Source organism: Isoalcanivorax pacificus W11-5, from assembly GCF_000299335.2.
In the GTDB taxonomy this organism is placed as follows: domain Bacteria; phylum Pseudomonadota; class Gammaproteobacteria; order Pseudomonadales; family Alcanivoracaceae; genus Isoalcanivorax; species Isoalcanivorax pacificus.
The window spans coordinates 1,517,995-1,537,445 of record NZ_CP004387.1; the positions used below are offsets into that span (position 1 = coordinate 1,517,995).

Here is a 19,451-nt window from a genome sequence, read left to right on the forward strand (position 1 = left end):
TGGCCGGCAGTGTAATGCATTTGCAGGATAACGGTAAACGACACCGGCAAATTAGTATGTGGCTCCGCGAGAAAATCCGATAGCTGGTATTTTCGGAGAAATAAAAAAGTCCGCGCTCAATGGCGCTGTTCAGCCGGGATGCAGGAATGTTTTCAGCGACGGGGCGCACTGCGCCCGCCGAGCTGCCCTGCGGCTGAAGCCATGCGGAATTCAAGGGAGTTGCAGTATGAAAATGCGCGTGAAGATGACAGGCATGTTGTCACTGATGCTGGTCGGGGCAGCCCTGACGGGGTGTGGCGGCGGTTCCGGTGGCGGTTCCGGCGGTGGCGCCAATGGACCGGGGGACGGCGCGAATCTGCCGAGGCTGTCCGGCCTGGAGGGCGATGCGGACAATCACGACAGGCTTTATTTCACCCACGGCACGACCGGTGCGGATGACAGGGGAAGCTCCATTCTGTATGCCCTTGACGTGAACGCCCCGGACACATCGCAGGCGGTGAACCTCACTATTGAGGAGGTCTACAACACGCAGGATCTGGGTGCCCACGCGTATGTTCCGCTTTATGAAGCCGACATCGATCCCGCGGACGGCAGCGTCGAAAACTATCGGGTAACGGATATTCTGTTTCTGCACAATCGCGAGGACGGCAATCAAACATCGGAAGGTTTTGCGCGCGCAAGCCTGGACGGGGCAGCCGATGCGGCCGTCAGGGTGTCCTCGGAAAGCTACCTCACGGCGAGCCTGAGCGGTGCCTATACGCTGATCTGGCAAAATTATACGGAGGCCGATGATGCCGAGGTGTCCTATAACCTGCCTGGCAACAAAAGCCATGTGAGAGCGAATTTTTCCGGCACGGATACGCCTTATTATTTTTCATCGAATGTGATCAAGCAGGTCGCGGCTGTGGGGCACGTCGGCAGTAGCGGGGACCGGCGTTACATTGCACTGACCAATGATTCGGGCACGCAGTGCGCCGGGGGATACTTCCTGACTGTTGCCAGCACCCTGAATGCAGGGGGCACGTCCTATGGCGCCAGTAACTATCTGCCCGACGGCAAGGAAGCCTTCGCTGCCGGGCCGCTGGGCGGTCCCCTGCGCGACGGCAGCCAGTATCTGGTCATCAAAACCCTGGCGCCCGGGGATTGCGCATCGGAAACGGCTCTGTGGCGCTATGACCCTTCGCGCCCCTGGGCTTCCAGCCTGAGCCAGGTGCTGGATGACAACGGCGCCCCTCTTATTTTCCCTGACAGCCTGGGCGGCGGCCCGCTGATGCCGGAGCCTCGCCACCTGGCCCGCGAGGGAGATGTCGTGTACTTCGGCATCACCAGCATTCTCCAGGTCGGCACGCAGGATCTGTATCGGGTGGAAGGAGACAGCTGGTCGCTGCTGTCCGACGATGAAGACAATCTCGGCGCCCATACCGGGTTTGTGGTCACGGGGGCGGGGCGTGTTGCGGTGTCCGCTGGCAGCACGGTGGTGAGCTGGAAGGCAGACGGCAGTGACCGTCAGGTGCTCGATAACACCGTGGCCGACTGGTTGGGCGCACTGCATACCGAGGTGCTGGGCAGCCGGGACGGCTGGATTTTCTACAACCGCGCCAGTATCAGTGGCCAGGACAATGCCGTGGCCATGAAGATCGACGGCAGTGATTCGCTGGTGATTGCCGGCGGCCAATGGGTGGGGGCATCGTCCTCCGGCAAGGGGGAAGCCATCGGCAACATGACCGAACTGAGCGAAGTGTTCCTCTGGCATGGACGGCAGATTGCCGCTGTCAGTGCCGCCGACCCGAAGGCCGGCATGGTGGTACTGGGTGAGCTCGATGCCGCGCCGGAAAACGTCGTGATGTACGGATTGGCCCCGGGCCCGCACCGGCTGATACAGGTGCATGCCGATGAGGACACGGCGATTGTGTATTACGTGAATACCCGCGAGGCAAACTCGCTGCGCAGGAACAGTGTGCCCGGCGCGGGGTATCAGAGGCCGGTGGACGGTTTCTGAAGCGGCTTTGGGGGAGGGTGAGTTTTGCCTTGGGCGCCACCCTCCCTGCTGCACTTTCCTCAATGGTGCTACATCAGTGGAAATCCCGCGAACGGGTTTTCAGTTCAGCGAGGGCATGGCTCTCGTCGAGGATTTCGCCGGCGATCACATGGATCACGCCTTCTTCGGTTTTTTCCAGCGTGCCTTTCACCACCAGTAACTGGCCGCTGAGAATCGCCTTGCGGCAGCGTTCCTGCAGTGTGCGCCAGACGATCACGCTGGTATTGCCGGTTTCATCTTCCAGTGTCAGGAACAGCACGCCCGAGGCGGTGCCGGGGCGCTGACGATTGGTGACCACGCCGGCCACGCGCACGAAGCGGCCCTGATTGAGACGCCGCAGGTCGCGGGCGCTCTGGCAGCGGTCGAACGGCGTGCGGTGGCGCACCAGCGCCATCGGGTGGCGGCCCAGGGTCAGGCTCAGGCTGCGGTAATCAGCCAGCAGATTGTCCACTTCCGAAGGTGCATCCAGGCGCACGCCATCACGCAGGTTGCTGCTGTGCACAGGCTGGTCGAACAGCGGTGGGGGTTCCTGCACGGCGAGGATTTCCCACTGGCCCTGGTGGCGGTGGCCGGTGAGCCGGGCGATGGCGTTGGCGGCAACCAGCGCCTCGCGTTCACGGCGGTTCAGGCGCGCACGGGCGCACAGATCGGCCACATCGGTAAAGCGTGCGGCGCGGCGGGCCTGCAGGATGCGTTGCGCGGCGTCTTCATTGAAGCCGCTGATCTGCCGCAGGCCGACACGCACGGCCGGCTGCATGCCCAATGGCTGGCGACGGGTATCTTCCAGGGTGTAGTCCCAGTGGCTGTGATCCACGCACGGCGGGCGCACTTCGATGCCGTGCCGGCGGGCGTCCTGCAACAGTTGTGATGGCGAATAAAATCCCATCGGCAGGCTGTTCAGCAGGCCACAGTAGAACGCGCTGGTGTGATGTCGCTTGAGCCAGGCAGACAGATACACCAGCAGTGCAAAACTGGCGGAATGCGATTCAGGAAAACCGTAACCGCCAAAGCCTTTCATCTGTTCGAAAATCCGTTCGGCGTAGTCGGGACTGTAGCCGTTGCCGAGCATGCCGTGGATCACCTTGTCGCGGAATTGCAGCAGCTCGCCACTCTTGCCCCAGCGTGCCATGGCACGCCGCAACTGGTCGGCTTCGCCACCGGTGAAGTTGGCGGCCACCATGGCCATCTGGATCACCTGTTCCTGAAAAATGGGAATGCCGAGCGTCCGGCAGAGTACGTTTTCGATGCGCTGGTCCGGGTAATCCACCGCTTCAAGCCCGGCCCGGCGACGCAGGAACGGATGCACCATGTCGCCCTGGATCGGGCCGGGCCGCACGATCGCCACCTGGATCACCAGGTCATAAAACCGGCGCGGTTTCAGGCGCGGCAGCATGCTCATCTGTGCGCGGGATTCCACCTGGAACACGCCGACGCTGTCTGCCTTGCAGAGCATGTCGTAGGTGGCCGGGTCTTCCGCCGGAATGTCCTGCACGGTCAGCGGCGTGCGCCCGGCATCCATGCGGTAGCGGTTGATCACGCCGAGCATCTTGCGGATTGCGGTGAGCATGCCCAGGGCCAGCACGTCCACTTTCATCAGGCCGAGGGCTTCGAGATCGTCCTTGTCCCACTGGATGATGGTGCGGTCCGGCATGGCGGCGTTTTCCACCGGTACCAGCGTGGCCAGCGGCGGCTGGCTGATGACGAAACCGCCGACATGCTGGGACAGGTGACGCGGGAAGCCGAGCAGTTCGACCACGCGGGCCTGGAACAGCCGCGCAAGATGCGTGTCTTTCAGGCCCGCTTCGCGGAAACGCTCGGGCAGGGTTTCCGGTTTGTCCCACCAGGCCAGCTGTTTGCTGAGCAGCGCCAGCCGGTGCTGGTCGAATCCCAGGGCACGGCCGACATCGCGGATCGCGGAGCGCAGCCGGTAGCTGATCACGGTGGCAGCCAGCGCGGCGCGCTCGCGGCCGTATTTGCGGTAGATGTACTGGATCACTTCCTCGCGCCGCTCGTGTTCGAAATCCACGTCGATATCCGGTGGCTCGTCGCGTTCGCGGGACAGGAAGCGTTCGAACAGCAGCTGGCTGCGCGAGGGGTCCACTTCGGTGATGCCCAGGCAGTAACAGACCGCAGAGTTGGCCGCCGACCCGCGCCCCTGGCAGAAGATATCCTGGCTGCGGGCAAAAGCGACAATGTCGTGCACGGTGAGGAAGTAATACTCGTATTCCAGCTCGCGGATCAGGGTGAGTTCCTGTTCGACCTGCCTGCGCACGGCGGCGGGCATGCCTGCTCCGGGCCAGCGCCGGGCGGCGCCGGCGTCCACCAGTTGCCGCAGATAAGCGGCGGCTGTCAGACCCTCGGGTACCACTTCGCGCGGATAGTGATACCGCAGCGTATCGAGCCGGAAGGTGCAGCGCCCGGCGATGCGCAGGCTTTCCTGCAGCAGCGCCGGCGGGTAGATCGCACGCAGCCTGGCCAGCGGCCGCAGATGACGCTCGGCATTGGCGAAGCGCAGTGAACCGAGTGTCTGGACGGTGGTGTGGTGCCGCAATGCGGTGAGGACATCCAGTAACGGTTGCCGCTGCGGGTCATGCATGTGGACGTCGTTGCAGGCCACCATCGGCAGGTGGTGGGTGCAGGCCAGTTGATACAGCTGCTGGTACAGCGCGGCGTCGTCGGTGTCCTGCAACAGGGCGCAGCCGATCCACAGGCGGTCGGGAAACAGGTCGCTGAGCCAGCGCAGTTCGGTGTCATGGTGGGAGGCGTCCGGGCCGGGCAGCCACAGGCACAGCAGGTGTGCGCTATGGGCGGCGAGCATGTCGGGCGTGACACGGTACTGGCCCTTGTCGCTGTCGCGGCGGGCGAGGGTGATCAACTGGCACAGGTTGGCGTAGGCGAAGTTGTCCGGGGCCAGCAGGATGACCTGGGGGGCCGGCTCGCCAGTGAGGCGGACGCGGCTGCCGATGATCAGGTGCAGCGGTGTATCACGTGCCGCCTGCCAGGCACGCACGACACCGGCCAGGGAGCATTCATCGGTGATGGCCAGCGCGCTGTAGCCCAGCGCCAGGGCGCGGTGCACCAACTCTTCGGGCTGGCTGGCGCCGGTCAGGAAGGTGAACGAAGTGGTGACATGCAGCTCGGCGAACATCGCGACAGGCTCTTTGTGCAGTGCACCTTGCGCGCTTTGCACGCAGGGGCCACGTGGTGCACAGGACGCATGCGGTGCCCATGACGCACGACGGCAGGAAATGGGACCGGGAGCAAGCGCCGTCCCTGGCGCTGGGGAGATCGTCACGGCGTGGTGTTGCAGTACCACAGGAATCCGTGTGCTCACCGGACGCCCAGATTACTGTCCTTATGGACAGTACGTCAAGTGTCCGGCGTGTGCTTCGACCAGACCGGATAGGGAATGCCGGCCAGGCGATTGATGACCATGGCCTGGATCAGCAGCAGCACCACGCCGGCCAGCAGCACTTCGATCTGGTGCAGGCTGGTCATGGTGCCCAGCGCCACCATCAGCGAGGTGGCGGCGGCGGGTGGGTGTACCACGCGCAGCAGCACCATCAGGAAGCAGGTGGTGCCCAGGGCCAGGCCGGCGGCGGCCACACGGGGCAGCTCCACCCCGTTGAGCATGGCAGAGGGCTCATCCAGCAGGCCGAAGGTGGCCAGGCTGAGCCAGCCCACCAGCGCGCCGACCAGGTGGCCACAGAGCACGTTGCGCGGCGAGGAGGCTTCTGCCAGCGGCAGGTAGAACAGCAGGAAGGCGGTGGCGCCCAGCGAGGGGAAGATGAAGGCTTCCTGGCTGATCAGCGCGATAAAGGCGATCAGGGCAATGCTGACACCCGCATTGATGAAGTTGAACCCGGCCAGCACCAGGCGCGGGTTGAAGCGCTCGCTCCAGCGTTCCAGATGAAAGTGCTTCAGCAGGCCGGTGACGACTTGCCAGCGCAGGCGATCGTTGCGTTCACTCATGGAGGATTCGTGAGGCCATGGGGTGAGGGGAGGCGGCATCATACCGCAACGCTGACAGGCAATGCAGGGGGCAGGCCCCGCAAAGCGGGGCGCGGGGCAGGTTACTTCAGCAGTGCCAGGGTGCTGTCGGCGAACCAGAAGCCTTCCAGGCGGCGGCGCAGGGTGTCCTGCAGGATGCCGCGCTCCTTGAGCACCTCGATGATCGGCGGTGCGTAGCGCAGGGCTTCGTCGAGGACCATTTTCTTGTCCACGCCCATTTCGCCGATCAGTTTGTCCAGGGCGGTGTCGCCGTACTTCTCGAAGAAGAAATCCACCCCGGCATCAAGCAGGTTGCCGAAATAGCGGGTGGCGCGGAACTGCTTCCAGGCTTCCAGGCCGGTGACCATGGCATCTTCCAGTTCGTCGCGGGTGACATAGCGGCGCAGGGTGGCGACTTTCTGTTCCTTGATCTCGTCCCAGAAATCCAGCATTGCCTGGCGAAACTCACCGCTCTCGATGGCCTTTTCCAGCCGTTTCTCGCTCTGGCGAATGATGCTGCGGGTATTGTGGGCAATGTATTTCTTGATGTTCTGCTCGGCGGATTTTTCCAGGCCCGGGGCCGCCTTGCTGACCACCGACTTGCCCAGCTTGAGCATCGAGCTGGCGCCGGGGATGCTGCCGGCCATGTTGGTGCCCTGGGTGATGAAGCCCTGGATGCCGCGGTACAGCATGTCGGAGATCAGGTTGATGGTCAGCGGGCTGCCGGCGATCTCGCTGATCAGGCGCTGGCGCAGCGCGTCCATTTCCAGCACGACGTCCAGCAGCTCGGCCACTTCCTGGTCGCTGATCAGGTCTTCGAAGCTGTTCTTGTCGTGGCCGGGGTGGTTGTACAGGCGGTCAGCGATTTCACCGATCAGTTCGGGAATGGCGCCGGAGATGTCCATTTCCACGGCATAGCGGCGCGCGGTGTGGCGCACCTGTTCCGCGCTCACCACGTCGTTCAGGCGCAGCGTTTTCATCACCTTGAAGGCGATGTCGATTTCCTCTTTGGCCAGCTTCTTGAACTGTTTGGGGTCGAGCTGGCTGATCAGGTAGTCCACCTGGGCATTGAGCAGTTGTTCGGCCTTGGCGCGCTGCGTGTCCGTCATGATCGCTGTCCTGTGATGTGCCGGATGGGGATAGGGCCGCAGCATAGAGCCTGCTCGCCATGCGGGCGTTGGCCGCAGTGACGGGCAAGCCGGTGAGGGCTGGTCAGGGTGAGCAGGAGGCGCTGTGGTGGGCTGTGGGGCAGAAAGGCGACGTGGCCTGCATTCTGTCCCGATGCGAAACACTGGCCTGCCAGCCGGTTACCGGGCAATCTTGCAGCAACGCCGTGGAGAAGGAAATCACCTGTGCGCGTGATGCGTTTATTCAAGGGCGAACTGGTACGCGAAGTGCGTGGCTGGGTCGACGCGGGGCTGATCGAACCCGCCCAGGGCGAGGCCATTCTGGCGCGCTATGACCGTTCATTATCGGATGTGGAAAAGCCGGCACTGGGCTACCGGGTGCTGTCGGCGTTGGCGGTGCTGTGCGGCGGCGCGGCCCTGCTGCTGTTGCTGTCGCACAATTGGGATGAGCTGTCGCGGGCCGGGCGCATGCTCGGCCTGATCGGCTTTACCGCGCTGCTCAATGGCATGGGCCTGCTGCGCTGGATGCGCGGGCAGCGCGACAACGCGGTGCTGTGGCTGTTTGCCGGCGGCATTGCCTACGGCGCCAGCATCATGCTGATCGCGCAGATCTATCATCTGGGGGAGCATTATCCCGATGGCCTGTTGTGGTGGGCGCTGGGTGTGCTGCCGATGGCCTGGCTGACGGCCAGCCGGCTGCTGCACCTGTTGCAGTTGTCGCTGGCCGCCTTGTGGATGTTTACCGAATTCCCGTTCAGTTTTCCGTGGCTGATGCCGCTGTTTATAGGGGCTGCGTTGTATCAGGTGCTGTATCGCAAGCGCCTGGGCGTGCTGCTGGTCAGTGCGCTGGTGCTGGCCGTGATCTGGCTCAATGGCCTGTACCAGTGGTGGATGCTGCGCTGGCAGGACTGGCGCATGTATGACGAATGGGTCGAGCACCTGGGCCTGACAATCGTGCTGTGTCTGTTGTTGGCCGCCCTGGCACTGACCCAGCGTGATCACCCGCTGCGTGGCCGGCGGGCGGACGCAGCGCTGGTGCTGGGCTGGCTGGGGCGCCTGGGCCTGATGTTGCTGCTGGTGTTCAGTTATCCGGCGGCCTGGCGCGAATTCGGCGAGGACTGGCTGTTCCATGGCGCGCCGGTGTGCTGGCTGCTGATGGCCGTGGTGGTGATCAGTGCGGTGCTGACCCGCTGGATGAGTGCGCGCACGCGGCTGGGGCTGCTGGGTGTGGTGCTGCTGGTGGCTGCGGCGCTGCTGCTGCCCCTGTCTGTGCCGCCTGCGCGGCTGGCGGTGCCGATGGCACTGCTGATCAACCTGGTGTTGCTGGCGATCGGTATTGCGCTGATTTTTTCCGGCCTGAACCGGCGTCTGGCAAAGCGCTTCTATGGCGGCATCGTGCTGTTGCTGGCGGTGGTACTGATGCGCTATCTGGATCTGATAGGAGACTACCTGAGCAGTGCGCTGCTGTTTGCGGTGGCAGGGGGCGTGTTGTTCGCCGCTGCGCGTTTCTGGCGCAGTGCGATGGCGCGGGAGGTGGCGAATGAGCACTGATACGCTGCACACGTTGACCGAAAAACCGATGAACTGGCGTAGCGGATTGCTGGTGCTGGCGGCGCTGCTGCAACTGGCGATTCTGGCCGGCGTGTACCTGGGGGCGAAATACCCGGTCTGGACCGGCGAGCCGGTGACGCTGCGCGTGGTGCCGGTGGACCCGCGCGATCTGTTCCGGGGCAATTACGCCCGGCTCAATTATCAGGTGTCGTCGTTGCCGGCCTCGCTGCTGCCCGACAACGAAACCCTGCGTGAAGGCCAGCGTGTGTACGTGACGCTGACGCCCGGTGACGACGGCTTCTGGCAGGCCAGCGCGCTGAGCGCGGAGCGGCCGGCGCAGGGCACGGTGTTGCGTGGCCGGGTGCTGTGGGTCAGTGGTGAGCAGTATGCGCTGCGCTTCGGTATTGAAGCCTGGTTCGCGCCGAAAGAAAAAGCACTCGCACTGGAAGACACCCTGCGCGAAGGTGGCGCCGCGCAGGTGATGCTGGCGGCGAATGGCAAGGCGGCGCTGGTGGCGGTGGGCGAGCGGCCGTCAGAGTTCGTGGACAAGCAACAGCAGTGACGCGCTGTCGGCGTCCAGTATCAGGTCGTCGCCGATAAAGAGGGTTTCCGCTGCCAGGTGGTGTGTCTGTTCGCCTTCGGTGACACGCACGCTGCCGTAGACCAGATAACCCAGCATCCGTCCGGGCTGGCCGGCCTGCCGGCCTGCGCTGGCGCGCCATACGTCGATGCGCGTATCACCGCTGTATTTCCCGTAGACCGCCGTGCGTTCATCCGGCGCCGGCCGGCAGACCCGGTAACGGGGCGGGCCTTCGTGCCGCCGTGGCTGCAGCCAGAGCTGGATCATGTGCGTGCCGCTGTCGTTCGGGTTGATTTCGTTGTGGCGAAAGCCGTACGCGCCAGCGTATTGCACCTGCACGTCGCCGGCTTCGAGCACTTCGCCGTCTCCCAGGCTGCCTTCATGGCGCACGCGGCCGCGCACCACCACCGAGATGATGTCCACGGCGCTGTGTTCATGGGCGCGCGTGCTGCCGTGCGGCAGAAAAATGGCGTCGGCCAGGTACACCAGCTGGCCCAGCCCTTCGCTGCTGTCCGGCAGGCGCTGGTCGCCGAAGCGACGGGAATCCATCACGTAGAGACGCTCGCGCAATCCGGCGAAGCCATCCAGGCTGAGTGCGTCGCGGGTCAGGGTGTACACAGCATGCTCCTTAGTCGGGGGCGCCGTGCTGGCGGCGCCAGCGCCCGGGGGTGACGCCATGCCAGCGGCGGAAGGCGCGGGTAAGGGCGCTCTGTTCGGAAAAGCCGAGCAGCAGTGCCACGTCACTGAGGGTCAGGGTGTGATCCGCCAGGTATTCGGCGGCCAGTCCCGAGCGGGCGTGATCAAGAAATTGTTGCCAGCTGACGCCGTGCTCGCCGAGCCGGCGTTGCAGCGTGCGGGATGACATGTGCAAGGCGCGGGCCATGTCCGGCAGGCCGGCGCGACCGTCGGTCAGCAGGCGCGGCAGGGTCTGCCGCAGGGCGCGGTCGAAGGCGTCGGTGTCCGGCAGCGCCGTGAGCAGGGCCTGTGCCTGGCGATCGAGCAGTGCGCGCAGGGCCGGATCGCGATGGGGCATCGGCATGGCCAGCAGACGGGTGGGGAAGCGCACGCGCACATGGCTGTCGTTGAACTGCACCGGGCATTCGAAAAAACGCCTGTAGGCGTCGGCGTCCCCGATGCGTTGTGGCGCACCGACAAAGGTGACCAGTGTCGGGGCGGGTGCCGGGGGCGGTAGCTGACGTCGCAGAAAGGTCACCAGGGCGGCGATGGCGGTGCCGTCGGCCAGTTGCCCCAGCGGTACCGATGCGGCCGGCCAGCGCAGTTCGGTGTCGTCGCCGCTGACTGCCACTTCCGCCAGGCTCACACCGTAGAACAGCCGCTCATAACGCTGGTAGGCCAGCATCGCTTCGCCGAGCGTATCGGTCGCCAACACCAGATAGCCCAGTACCCCGACGTGGTGGGGCTGCACACCGGTGCCGATGGACAGTTCCGGCGCTGCCTGCGAGGGCACCCGCGTGACCGCCTGCTGTAACAGCGTACGCCAGACGTCCACAGGCACGCTGTCATCCGGGGCGTACTGGGCCAGGGTGGCGCGGATGTCCGGCGCCGGCAGCGACTGGGTGTCGAGCCAGTCGGTCAGCAGGCGGGTCCAGGCACCGGTCAGGCGTAGCAGCGTGCTCATGGTGTGTCACCGGGCTTGCGGAGGACAGGGTGGCATCGATTGTCAAAAATAAGGCGCTGATGGTCAATAAGGCAGGGACGGACGGGGTAACAATGAGCGTCATCACAACAAGACGGGAGGCCGGTCATGTCCCTGTTCGACATGTTCATGGCAATGCTTCACCAGAGTGGCCTGCTGGCATTGCGCGACCTGCTGCCGGCCTGGCTGGCGCTGGATCTGCGGCAACTGATTTTCGTGGTCGTCACGCCGGTGTTCATTGGTGTCACGGTGTGGGAATACCGCCGTATCCGCCATGATCCGGCGCTGTTCAATGTGCCGGAGGCGATCCGCAATTTCATGCTCGGCATGGGGTATCAGGTGACGGAGCTGCTGTTTGCCGGTGTGCTGATGTTCCCGGTATATGCGTTCGTCTACCACCACCGGCTGTTCGATCTGGAGCTGAATGTGTGGACCGGGCTGCTGGTTTTTGTCGGCACCGATTTTGTCTATTACTGGATGCACCGTACCAATCACCGGGTGCGCTGGTTCTGGGCCTCGCACGTGGTGCATCACTCCTCGGAACGGATGAATTTCTCCACCGCCATGCGCCAGAGCGCGCTGAATATCTTCAATGGCCAGTGGTTGTTCTATGTGCCGATGATCTGGCTTGGCTTCAATCCGGTGTGGATCGGTGTGGCCTATGCGCTGTCGCTGGTGTACCAGTTCTTTATTCACACCACGCTGGTGACACGGCTGCCTGCGGTGATCGAGTTTTTCTTCAATACGCCCAGCCATCATCGTGTGCACCATGGCCGCAATCCCGGCTACATCGACACCAACTACGGCGGCATCCTGATCATCTTCGACCGGCTGTTCGGCACCTTTGCTGATGAGCGCGAGAAGGAACGCATTCACTATGGTGTCACCCAGCCACCGCCGGCCCAGGACCTGATCACGTTGTGGACGCACGAGTATCAGGCTATGTTTCGGGACATGACGAAACGGGGCGCCGTCTGGCAACGCCTGCAACATCTGTGGCGGCCACCGGAGTGGCAGCGGCCCATGGCGAGGGAGAATGTGTGTGGCGAAGGAAGCAAGGATCGCGTTACTGATTGACTGTGACAACGTCAGTTATCGTTCCGCGGAAGGGGTGCTGGATGAACTGTCGAAGTACGGCAAGGTGAATGTGCGGCACGCTTACGGCAACTGGAAAAGCGAACAGCTCAAGGGCTGGGAAGAACAGTTGCACCCGCTGGCGATCAAGCCGATCCAGCAGTTTGCCTACACCACCGGCAAGAACGCCACCGATGCGGCCATGATCATCGACGCGATGGATATTCTCTACGCCGGCAACGTGGACGCCTTTGCGCTGATGACCAGCGACAGCGACTTCACCCCGCTGGTGATGCGGCTGCTGGCGGAAGGCAAGCTGGTGTACGGGTTCGGCGCAAAGAAAACCCCGCAGCCGTTTGTGAAAGCCTGCTCGCAGTTTATCTATACCGAGAACCTGGAAAAGGACGAGGAAGACGACGACACCGAGGCGGACCTGCTGGCGAAACGCAAGTTGCCCCGGGCAAAGCTGCGCAATGATGCCGGGCTGGTGCGCCTGCTGCGCAATGCGGTGGCGCAGTCCGCCGAGGAGGATGGCTGGTCGAATCTGAGTCGTGTCGGGCAGTACATCTCCAACAACGCTTCCTTTTCGCCCGTGAATTACGGCTACAAGAAACTCAGCGATCTGATTCGCGCGAGTGACCTGTTTGCGATTGAAATGCGCAACGGCACCTTGATGTATATCCGCGACGCGCGCGCAAAATAGGGGGCCGGCTGGCCCCCTGTGCTTTCAGGACGCAAAGGTCGTATAACCCTCTTCCGAGATCGGCCAGAAAGGATTGTGCGCCACCTCCCACATATGCCCGTCCGGGTCGGCGAAATAGCCGGCATACCCTCCCCAGAACGTCGCCTGCGGTGTTTTCACCGCCTCCGCACCGGCGGCCAGGGCCTGCTGGTAGACCGTATCCACTTCGTCACGATCCAGCGTGTTGTGGCCCAGCGCACAGGTGCTGCTGCCAGGCTGGTAGGGTCTTGTGCTGTCCTGCGCATAGGCATCGCGCTGGAACAGCGACAACACCATGCCGTTGATCTGGAAGAACAGCACCTGTTCGTTTTCAAACGCGGGTTGCCAGCCGAGGCCGCCGCAATAGAACGCCTTGCTGCGGGCAATGTCGGCGACGGACAGGGTGATGACGGAAACACGTTGCTGCATGGGACACCTCTCATGACATACAGAAAAACCGGCGGGCCCTGTGGCACGCCGGGGATGTATGTCGCGGGGCGGGACAAGAAACCCGTCAGAATCCCTGGGCGGGATGGCCGGACTAACCGACACCGGCCTGTCTTTTTCGACAAGGGGAATTCTGGCATTGCCCGGGAAGGGGCTCAAGGGGAGGCGCCGGCGTCCCTGTCCGGCGCCAGGGGAGATCAGTCCAGGCGCACGAACGGCGTCAGGGTGTCGTCCACCCGTTGTGACAGTTGCGCGTCGTCCAGTGTCTGATGCGACAGGTCGTTGGCGCGTTGCAGCAGGGCCATCAGGTGCGAGCCTTCGAAGTCCTGGCTGTCTGGCTGTGCCAGGCCGACGGTCTCGTTGTCGTTGAGCAGGGCGTCCCACTTGTCCCGCACAGCGGCCCAGAAGCGGCTGGTCTTTTCCCAGTAGCTGGCGGCCGGCGACAGATCGAAGGTGTCATCGCGGGTGTAGGTATTGGTGCCCACTTCGTGTGCCAGGTACTGATCGTTGGCGCGGTTGAACTTGTAGCTGTCCTGCTCGTGTACCCAGCCAGTGGGCGTGATGGTGTGGCGGTTGGTGCTCACCAGCACGTCATAGTCGTTGCGGGTGGTGTGTTCACGGCGTGGCAGGGGGCGCCAGGTGACGTCTGAGGTCCAGGTGGAAATGCCGTGGCCATGTTCCCAGCGACCGATGCCGGCGTAGCGCGGGCTGTCGTCCACCTGCCAGACGGTCTGCACCCATTTGCCGGCGGCGTCTGCCGGGCTGATGTGGCGCTGTGTCCAGCGGTAGTCGCCGGCGTAGGCCCAGAAGTCCGTGGCCTGGTAGGTCCAGTCCTGGCGCCAGTGTTTCACCACATGGCCGCGCTCGGAGACCAGAATGTGTTGCAGCACGATGTGCTCGGGAGTGTCTTCCACCACCAGCACCAGTTCGTGAGCCTCGGAGGTATGGCTGTCGTGCAGGTGGTAGTCCGGGGCCAGCGCCAGGTTTTCCAGGAAGTCGAAGGTCACCGCGTAATGGCCGGCCATGGCGAGAATGGCCTGGCGGTCACGCTCACGGTCGGCGGTATCGGTGGTGTCGAGGGCCGGGGTGGTGGCGCAGGCGGCCAGGCCCAGCAGGGCGGTACTCAGCAGCAGCCGCGAAAGCAGGTGTGCCATGTCAGCAGGTCCTTTCTGGTACGGGGTAGGAGAAAGGGCGCATCTTTCCATTAATGGGAATTGTTATCAATAGCAGTTGTGAATATTTCTGATCTGTGGCTCAGAACAGCCCGTGCAGAAACCAGCCTGCGTCACAGCGGTATAGCCAGCACAGGGCCTGGTTGCCGGGGTGGCGGGCAAGGAAGTAGTCGCGTTGGCGGGGCTGTTGCCACCAGTGGCTGCTCAGGGTGCGGTCCGGGCCGAGCAGGGCCAGGGGGGCGCCGCGCCAGCGAGGCTGGCCATCACTGCCGGTGCTCAGCGGCTGGGGTGGATCGAACAGCCACAGGGGTTGCCGGGCATGCGGCGGTTGTGCGGGCGCGATGCTGGCCGCAGGGCGCAGGGGATCGGTCAGTGCCTGGGCCAGCTCCGGCAGGTGCTCATCGCACTGGCGCACCTGGCGCAGGCTCAGGCCGGGCAGGCTGGCAAGCTTTTCCAGCAGGGCATGGCGTCCGGCGCGCTCGCCGGGGTCGTGGAACAGGACGTGGCTGGTGCCCTCGATCCGCTCCGGGCGGCTGGCAGTCAGCACCAGACGCAGCACGGGGGCACGCAGGCGGTGTTGCTCCAGATGCCGACCGGTGAGCGTGAGCCAGGTGGCGGCATCACTGCCGGGCCGGGTGCGGCGCACGATCAGCGGCGGCGCTTCACCCAGGTGGTCGGTCAGTTGCCAGCGGATACTGCGCACGGCCTGGTGGCGCCAGTGCAGGTGGCTTTCCAGTTCTGCCAGTTGGCGTTGCATCAGTGGCAACAGGGATTGCTGGTGGGTGATCGGTTCTTCGACATCGTACTGGCTGCGGAAACGGGCGGGTGGCGTGACGGATTCGCGCGGGTCGGGGCGCTCGCCGAGCAGCCGTTCCAGCCAGTGCAGGAAGGGTTTGCCGAAGCGCCGGCCCAGCGCCGGGCGGGGCAGGGCGATCAGCGCCGCGAGACTGTGGAAACCCGGTGCCAACAGTTTGTCTTTCAGGGTGCTGTGCAGCGGCAGGAGGTCCAGGGACAGGCTGGCCAGCGCCAGCGAAAAGACATCGCGCAGGTCCGGGCCGGCGGGGTCTGGTCCCAGCCGGCTGCGGTGCAGCGCCTGCAGGCTGACATCCGCCGGGACGTGGCTCAGCGTCCAGGCGGCCAGCGGCGTATGGCCCAGCCCGGCCTGCCAGTCCAGCGGGCCGTCGGACAGACGGGTGAACAGGGCCACCAGCAGGTTTTCGCTGCCCCGGAACAGCCGCAGGCTGCCGCCGAGATCCAGCAGCAGGCCGGGGGACGTGGTCAGGTCGTCGGTGCCGGGCTGCTGACCCTGTTCGGCCACGCAGGGCTGGTGCAGGGCTACGCCGGGCGTGAACCGCAGCAGTTGCCAGGCCAGTTGCTGCAAGTGTTGCCGCTCCGCTGCGAGGTCGCGCTGGCAGACGCGCAGGCCGTCGCACAGGGCGTGAGCGGTGGCCAGCTTCATGCCGGGTGTGATGCCGGCGGCGTGGCTGAGTGGACAGGCCAGCAACACCCGCTGTCGCCCGGCCAGTACCGCCGGGGTCTGTGCATCACTGTGCAGCGCTTCCAGCGGCAGTTGTGGCAGGCGAACGGCACACCAGAGTGGCTCGGGCATGTTCAGTGCTCCTGGTCCACCGCCCGGCGCCTGCGCCGCCGGGCCGCAGCGGGCGGCGTCTTGGGCGCCACGGGGGCGGCAGCGGGCAGCGGCACATCGCCGGCGGGGCGGCCCGGCAGGTCCAGCACGGGGGGCGCGGCAGCCTTGCCGGGCAGGCCGAGACGGTATTCCGGTGGTTCCTGCGGCGGCTCGGGACGCGGCGTGATGGCCGGCAGAGTGGGCGAGTGCGTATCCATATGGGCCGGCGTGGCCGCGTGCGCCGGGGCAGTCGCCGGCTGGCGCAGCGAGGGAGGAAACCAGGCCAGCGTCATCTGCTGCCCGGCCCAGCCACCAGGCTGCTTGATGATCTCCAGCTGCACGTCGGCTTCAGGTTGTTGCACTGGCGTCAGGCCCAGCCGCAGTGGTGCCGGGGAGCTGTGATGGCGGAAGTGGCTGTCGCGTATGGCGACCAGCCAGCAGCGACCCTGCTGGGCGGCGAGGTGCAGGCGGCGCAGCAGGCGCGGGTCCCGTTCCTGGCGGGGCAGCCACACCAGCATGGCCGTTACGGCATCGGAGCTGGCGGCTTCCAGGCAGGCACGCCGCAGCAGTGCCGGCTGGTTTGCCGGGGCCGTGAGCAACAGCAGGCGTTCCAGTGGAATGCCTGCGGCCTGCCAGGCGGCTGCGCCAGGGAGCGCCGGGGGATTGGCCAGCACCACCAGGCCTTCATCGCCTGTCCGGGCCAGGGCAGGCAACAGCAGGCGCAAGGGGCACAGTGCCTCGCACAGTATTTCCGTCAGGCCATGGGCTGGCCAGCCGCCGTGGTGCAGGGCACTGTCCAGCGCGGCGAAGCCGGTGGGCCGTGCCGTGGGCCGGCTTGCGCCGGCACTGTCGCGGCCCCGCCAGATGTCCGGGCGGTGCAGCAGTGACTGGAGTGGGGGCTGGGTAGGCATGGCTTCATGATACTGTCTGTATGGACAGTATCATAGGGGTGGCGATTGCCGAAAACGGGCAGTGCCGGAGGGGGAAAGCCGATATGCTGCCATGCTTTCCCTTTGTGCTTCAGGAGTGACCATGAGCGACGCTCAGTCCGCCGGTCTGCAGGCGCGCCGCGAGGTGATGGGTGATGACTTTGTTGACCGTGCCCTCGGCAATGCCACCGATTTCACGCAGCCGCTGCAGGATTTTCTCAATGAACATGCCTGGGGTGGCGTCTGGACCCGGGCCGGGCTGGATCGACGCACCCGCAGCCTGGTCACACTGGCAGCCCTGACGGCGCTGAAGTGCCCGCAGGAGCTGAAAGGCCATGTGCGTGGCGCGCTGAACAATGGCTGCAGTGTGGAGGAAATTCGCGAAACGTTATTGCATTGCGCGGTCTACGCGGGCGCGCCGGCCGCCATTGATGCCTTCCGGGCGGCGCAGGAAGTCATCGACGCCGCCCAGGCATGACATGCACGCCGCTGCCTGCTTCAGGACAGGCGGCGGCGCGGGTTCAGGGTGTCTGGCTGAAGAACAGGTATTCGAGAATACGTTCCTGCGGCAGGTAACCGTCCGCATGGCTCAGTGGTTCGGTGTGGTAGGAACTGTAGATCACCTGGCCGTCACCGTGGCTGAACTGGTAGGTCATTAGCGCGCTGGTTTCCCCCGGGAATCCGTACGCGGCCACATCGGCGCGCACCAGTGGCGTTACGCTGGTTTCATCCAGGGGCTTGAGCAGGTGCCAGCCTGACAGGAAGCCGGCCAGGGTCACGGCAGTGCCATCGATGCAGTCGTCTCCGGCACAGGTCACGTTGGTCAGCCAGTCGGCCAGTGCCACATCCACCACCGTCGCGTTGAGCGTCTCCAGTGTGTCGCCACTGGTCAGCGCGGGCGCCACATCACCATGAAATGCCTCCACCCATTCGCTGGCCCAGTCAGTGGCATACAGCACGCCGCCTTCTGCCACGAACTGTTGCAGGATGGTCTGCCAGTTGACGTTGTCGGGCAGGTCGGCGCCGCAGTTCACGTACACAATGTCATAGCCGAACAGGCGTGGCTGGCCGTCCTGGCTGGCGAACAGCTCGGTAACATCCGGATAGCTGGTGGGCAGTACACCATTGCCGTCGTACAGATCGAACGTTTCCGTGCCCAGTTCCAGGCCATCACCGCCACTGAGGTCGCAAGGAAAATCCTCGCCCAGTTCCTGCTGGAGGCAGTCACAGAGTTCGGTCGGGTCCTCAATGGCCTGGCAGTCTTCAAGGCTGGCCGGTGCAGCGAGCAGGCTGCTGCGTGTCACGGGGGAGTGGACATGACGATGGCCGTGAGTCAGCACCGCAGCGCTACGCGCGGCCAGGCCGCTGCTGCCGATTTCGCCCATGCCCATTTTGGCGAGCAGGTCTTCAATGCGGTCGTAATCGCCAGTGACCACGGCAATGCGCGCTGCGCCGGCAGCGGTGTCATTGTCGAAGGCCACAGGGCCGAGCTGGCCTGGGTTGGAACCGTTCAGGGCCAGCGTATGGGTCAATGACCAGGCCCCCTTGCGGGCATGCAGTACGCTGCCGGGGGGCAGGTCGGTCACTTCGAAGCTGAATTGGCCGTCGGCGCCGGAGCAAGTCCACTCACTGGCGTTGTCCGGGGCCGGGCAGTCCTGCGCAACGGCTGCGCGCGCATCAATGGCGATACGGGCATCGTTTTCGCTGATATGCAGTGTGGCGCCAGCGATGGGGGTGCTGCCATTGGGGGCAACCAGTGTGCCGGTAAGGGTGCCGGTGTAAGGTTCAGCCGGAGCGCTGTTGCCGCCTCCGCTCCCTCCGCCGCCACCGCAGGCGGTCAGTCCGGTGACCGCCAGAATCAGCCATATCTTCCTTTGCATGCCTCGCTCCTTTTTTACAACAGCGCTGTATTTCGCCATCAGTGATGGACGGGGATCTTTTTAAAGGAGCAGGGCATGAAAGACACGTAAGCATGTCTTACTGGTAGTGTGCTACCAGTCTCGGAACGGGCGCTGGCTCAAGGCGCTGTTGAAATAACGCGGGTCATCAGTGACTTCCTCGCCGGCCCAGGCAGGCAGCGTCAGGGCGGCCTGTTCGTCCGGCAGTTCCACTTCGGCCACGACCAGGCCGTCGTTGTCGCCATGGAACACGTCCACTTCCCAGACAAACGCCGCGACCGGCAACCGGTAACGGGTTTTTTCGATGCGGCCGGCCGGGCAAAGTGCGAGCATGTCGCGGGCGTCGTCCACGGGCACGGGGTACTCGAACTCAGCGCGCCGGGCGCCTTCGTTGCGACCCTTGACGGTGAGGAAAGCGCGTTCACCGGCGATGCGCACCCGCACGGTAGCTTCCGGGGTATGGCTCAGATAACCCTGGCTCAGATATTCGCCGGCCTGGCCGGCCAGCATGGCGGTATCACGCACCAGGAACTTGCGTTCGATTTCCACACCCATGGGGTACCTCGCGTTCAATCCGGCAGTGGGGAAGTGAGTGTAGCGGATTCATCCGGCGGCGGCTGTCTGTTGAATAAATGACATT

Annotated in this window: 17 protein-coding genes; 6 read left to right on the plus strand and 11 right to left on the minus strand. The window is 64.5% G+C overall.

From position 1 onward, the window contains the following. Positions 1 to 226 precede the first annotated feature (226 nt). Entirely contained in the window at positions 227 to 1,999 is a 1,773-nt protein-coding gene (locus S7S_RS06815; protein WP_008738863.1) for a hypothetical protein, read from the plus strand. 73 nt (positions 2,000 to 2,072) lie between these two features. Here S7S_RS06815 and S7S_RS06820 read toward each other — a convergent pair whose 3' ends face one another. The 3 genes from S7S_RS06820 to S7S_RS06830 form a co-directional block, all read right to left on the minus strand. Further along, entirely contained in the window at positions 2,073 to 5,186 is a 3,114-nt protein-coding gene (locus S7S_RS06820) for an error-prone DNA polymerase (protein WP_008738836.1), read from the minus strand. Between the two features lie 221 nt (positions 5,187 to 5,407). After that, a complete protein-coding gene (locus tag S7S_RS06825; RefSeq protein WP_008738835.1) occupies positions 5,408 to 6,010 on the minus strand; it encodes an HPP family protein in 603 nt (200 codons plus the stop codon). A gap of 101 nt (positions 6,011 to 6,111) precedes the next feature. Beyond that, positions 6,112 to 7,137 (minus strand): hypothetical protein, encoded by a 1,026-nt coding sequence (locus S7S_RS06830; RefSeq protein WP_008738834.1) that lies wholly within the window; start codon positions 7,135 to 7,137, stop codon positions 6,112 to 6,114. 252 nt (positions 7,138 to 7,389) lie between these two features. Here S7S_RS06830 and S7S_RS06835 point away from each other — a divergent pair, with 252 nt between their 5' ends. Continuing rightward, positions 7,390 to 8,706 carry a DUF2157 domain-containing protein gene (locus S7S_RS06835; protein WP_238582962.1) on the plus strand — a complete coding sequence of 439 codons (1,317 nt, stop codon included), beginning with the start codon at positions 7,390 to 7,392 and terminating at the stop codon, positions 8,704 to 8,706. Beyond that, positions 8,696 to 9,268, plus strand: a complete 573-nt coding sequence (locus tag S7S_RS06840; RefSeq protein WP_008738832.1) for a GDYXXLXY domain-containing protein — start codon at positions 8,696 to 8,698, stop codon at positions 9,266 to 9,268. Before S7S_RS06835 ends, S7S_RS06840 begins: the two co-directional genes overlap by 11 nt. Here S7S_RS06840 and S7S_RS06845 read toward each other — a convergent pair. Further along, complete coding sequence (locus tag S7S_RS06845; RefSeq protein WP_008738831.1) at positions 9,239 to 9,904, minus strand: pirin family protein; 666 nt, start codon at positions 9,902 to 9,904, stop codon at positions 9,239 to 9,241. The two genes, S7S_RS06840 and S7S_RS06845, sit on opposite strands and share 30 nt — an antisense overlap. Before the next feature lie 10 nt (positions 9,905 to 9,914). Continuing rightward, the gene (locus S7S_RS06850) at positions 9,915 to 10,925 is read right to left on the minus strand and encodes a helix-turn-helix domain-containing protein (protein WP_008738830.1); all 1,011 of its coding nucleotides are present in this window, start codon (positions 10,923 to 10,925) and stop codon (positions 9,915 to 9,917) included. Between the two features lie 126 nt (positions 10,926 to 11,051). On the opposite strand from S7S_RS06850, the gene S7S_RS06855 reads away from it, so the two are divergent. Together S7S_RS06855 and S7S_RS06860 are read left to right on the plus strand one after the other, a co-directional pair. After that, the gene (locus tag S7S_RS06855) at positions 11,052 to 12,020 is read left to right on the plus strand and encodes a sterol desaturase family protein (RefSeq protein WP_008738829.1); all 969 of its coding nucleotides are present in this window, start codon (positions 11,052 to 11,054) and stop codon (positions 12,018 to 12,020) included. Beyond that, complete coding sequence (locus tag S7S_RS06860; protein WP_035205479.1) at positions 11,980 to 12,720, plus strand: NYN domain-containing protein; 741 nt, start codon at positions 11,980 to 11,982, stop codon at positions 12,718 to 12,720. The genes S7S_RS06855 and S7S_RS06860 overlap by 41 nt, the downstream gene beginning before the upstream one ends. 24 nt (positions 12,721 to 12,744) lie before the next feature. On the opposite strand, the gene S7S_RS06865 is transcribed toward S7S_RS06860, so the two are convergent. The 4 genes from S7S_RS06865 to S7S_RS18805 form a co-directional block, all read right to left on the minus strand. After that, complete coding sequence (locus S7S_RS06865; protein WP_008738827.1) at positions 12,745 to 13,167, minus strand: VOC family protein; 423 nt, start codon at positions 13,165 to 13,167, stop codon at positions 12,745 to 12,747. Positions 13,168 to 13,382: 215 nt separating this feature from the next. Beyond that, positions 13,383 to 14,339, minus strand: a complete 957-nt coding sequence (locus tag S7S_RS06870) for a DUF6607 family protein (RefSeq protein ID WP_008738826.1) — start codon at positions 14,337 to 14,339, stop codon at positions 13,383 to 13,385. Between the two features lie 100 nt (positions 14,340 to 14,439). After that, on the minus strand, positions 14,440 to 15,966 hold the full coding sequence (locus S7S_RS06875) for a Y-family DNA polymerase (RefSeq protein ID WP_008738824.1): 1,527 nt from the start codon (positions 15,964 to 15,966) through the stop codon (positions 14,440 to 14,442). 2 nt (positions 15,967 to 15,968) lie between these two features. Continuing rightward, a complete protein-coding gene (locus tag S7S_RS18805) occupies positions 15,969 to 16,895 on the minus strand; it encodes a hypothetical protein (RefSeq protein WP_052269217.1) in 927 nt (308 codons plus the stop codon). 121 nt (positions 16,896 to 17,016) lie between these two features. On the opposite strand from S7S_RS18805, the gene S7S_RS06885 reads away from it, so the two are divergent. Further along, positions 17,017 to 17,391 (plus strand): carboxymuconolactone decarboxylase family protein, encoded by a 375-nt coding sequence (locus S7S_RS06885; protein WP_041025945.1) that lies wholly within the window; start codon positions 17,017 to 17,019, stop codon positions 17,389 to 17,391. A gap of 43 nt (positions 17,392 to 17,434) precedes the next feature. Here S7S_RS06885 and S7S_RS06890 read toward each other — a convergent pair whose 3' ends face one another. Together S7S_RS06890 and S7S_RS06895 are read right to left on the minus strand one after the other, a co-directional pair. Beyond that, positions 17,435 to 18,793, minus strand: a complete 1,359-nt coding sequence (locus tag S7S_RS06890; RefSeq protein ID WP_041025946.1) for a hypothetical protein — start codon at positions 18,791 to 18,793, stop codon at positions 17,435 to 17,437. Positions 18,794 to 18,904: 111 nt separating this feature from the next. Beyond that, positions 18,905 to 19,366 carry a CYTH domain-containing protein gene (locus tag S7S_RS06895; protein ID WP_041025947.1) on the minus strand — a complete coding sequence of 154 codons (462 nt, stop codon included), beginning with the start codon at positions 19,364 to 19,366 and terminating at the stop codon, positions 18,905 to 18,907. Positions 19,367 to 19,451 lie beyond the last annotated feature (85 nt).

Coding starts and splice junctions, on each gene's coding strand:
- S7S_RS06815 (WP_008738863.1), top strand. CDS start 227: ATGAAAATGCGCGTGAAGATGACAGGCATGTTGTCACTGATGCTGGTC.
- S7S_RS06820 (WP_008738836.1), bottom strand. CDS start 5,186: ATGTTCGCCGAGCTGCATGTCACCACTTCGTTCACCTTCCTGACCGGC.
- S7S_RS06825 (WP_008738835.1), bottom strand. CDS start 6,010: ATGAGTGAACGCAACGATCGCCTGCGCTGGCAAGTCGTCACCGGCCTG.
- S7S_RS06830 (WP_008738834.1), bottom strand. CDS start 7,137: ATGACGGACACGCAGCGCGCCAAGGCCGAACAACTGCTCAATGCCCAG.
- S7S_RS06835 (WP_238582962.1), top strand. CDS start 7,390: ATGCGTTTATTCAAGGGCGAACTGGTACGCGAAGTGCGTGGCTGGGTC.
- S7S_RS06840 (WP_008738832.1), top strand. CDS start 8,696: ATGAGCACTGATACGCTGCACACGTTGACCGAAAAACCGATGAACTGG.
- S7S_RS06850 (WP_008738830.1), bottom strand. CDS start 10,925: ATGAGCACGCTGCTACGCCTGACCGGTGCCTGGACCCGCCTGCTGACC.
- S7S_RS06855 (WP_008738829.1), top strand. CDS start 11,052: ATGTCCCTGTTCGACATGTTCATGGCAATGCTTCACCAGAGTGGCCTG.
- S7S_RS06860 (WP_035205479.1), top strand. CDS start 11,980: ATGTGTGTGGCGAAGGAAGCAAGGATCGCGTTACTGATTGACTGTGAC.
- S7S_RS06865 (WP_008738827.1), bottom strand. CDS start 13,167: ATGCAGCAACGTGTTTCCGTCATCACCCTGTCCGTCGCCGACATTGCC.
- S7S_RS06870 (WP_008738826.1), bottom strand. CDS start 14,339: ATGGCACACCTGCTTTCGCGGCTGCTGCTGAGTACCGCCCTGCTGGGC.
- S7S_RS06875 (WP_008738824.1), bottom strand. CDS start 15,966: ATGCCCGAGCCACTCTGGTGTGCCGTTCGCCTGCCACAACTGCCGCTG.
- S7S_RS18805 (WP_052269217.1), bottom strand. CDS start 16,895: ATGCCTACCCAGCCCCCACTCCAGTCACTGCTGCACCGCCCGGACATC.
- S7S_RS06885 (WP_041025945.1), top strand. CDS start 17,017: ATGAGCGACGCTCAGTCCGCCGGTCTGCAGGCGCGCCGCGAGGTGATG.
- S7S_RS06890 (WP_041025946.1), bottom strand. CDS start 18,793: ATGCAAAGGAAGATATGGCTGATTCTGGCGGTCACCGGACTGACCGCC.
- S7S_RS06895 (WP_041025947.1), bottom strand. CDS start 19,366: ATGGGTGTGGAAATCGAACGCAAGTTCCTGGTGCGTGATACCGCCATG.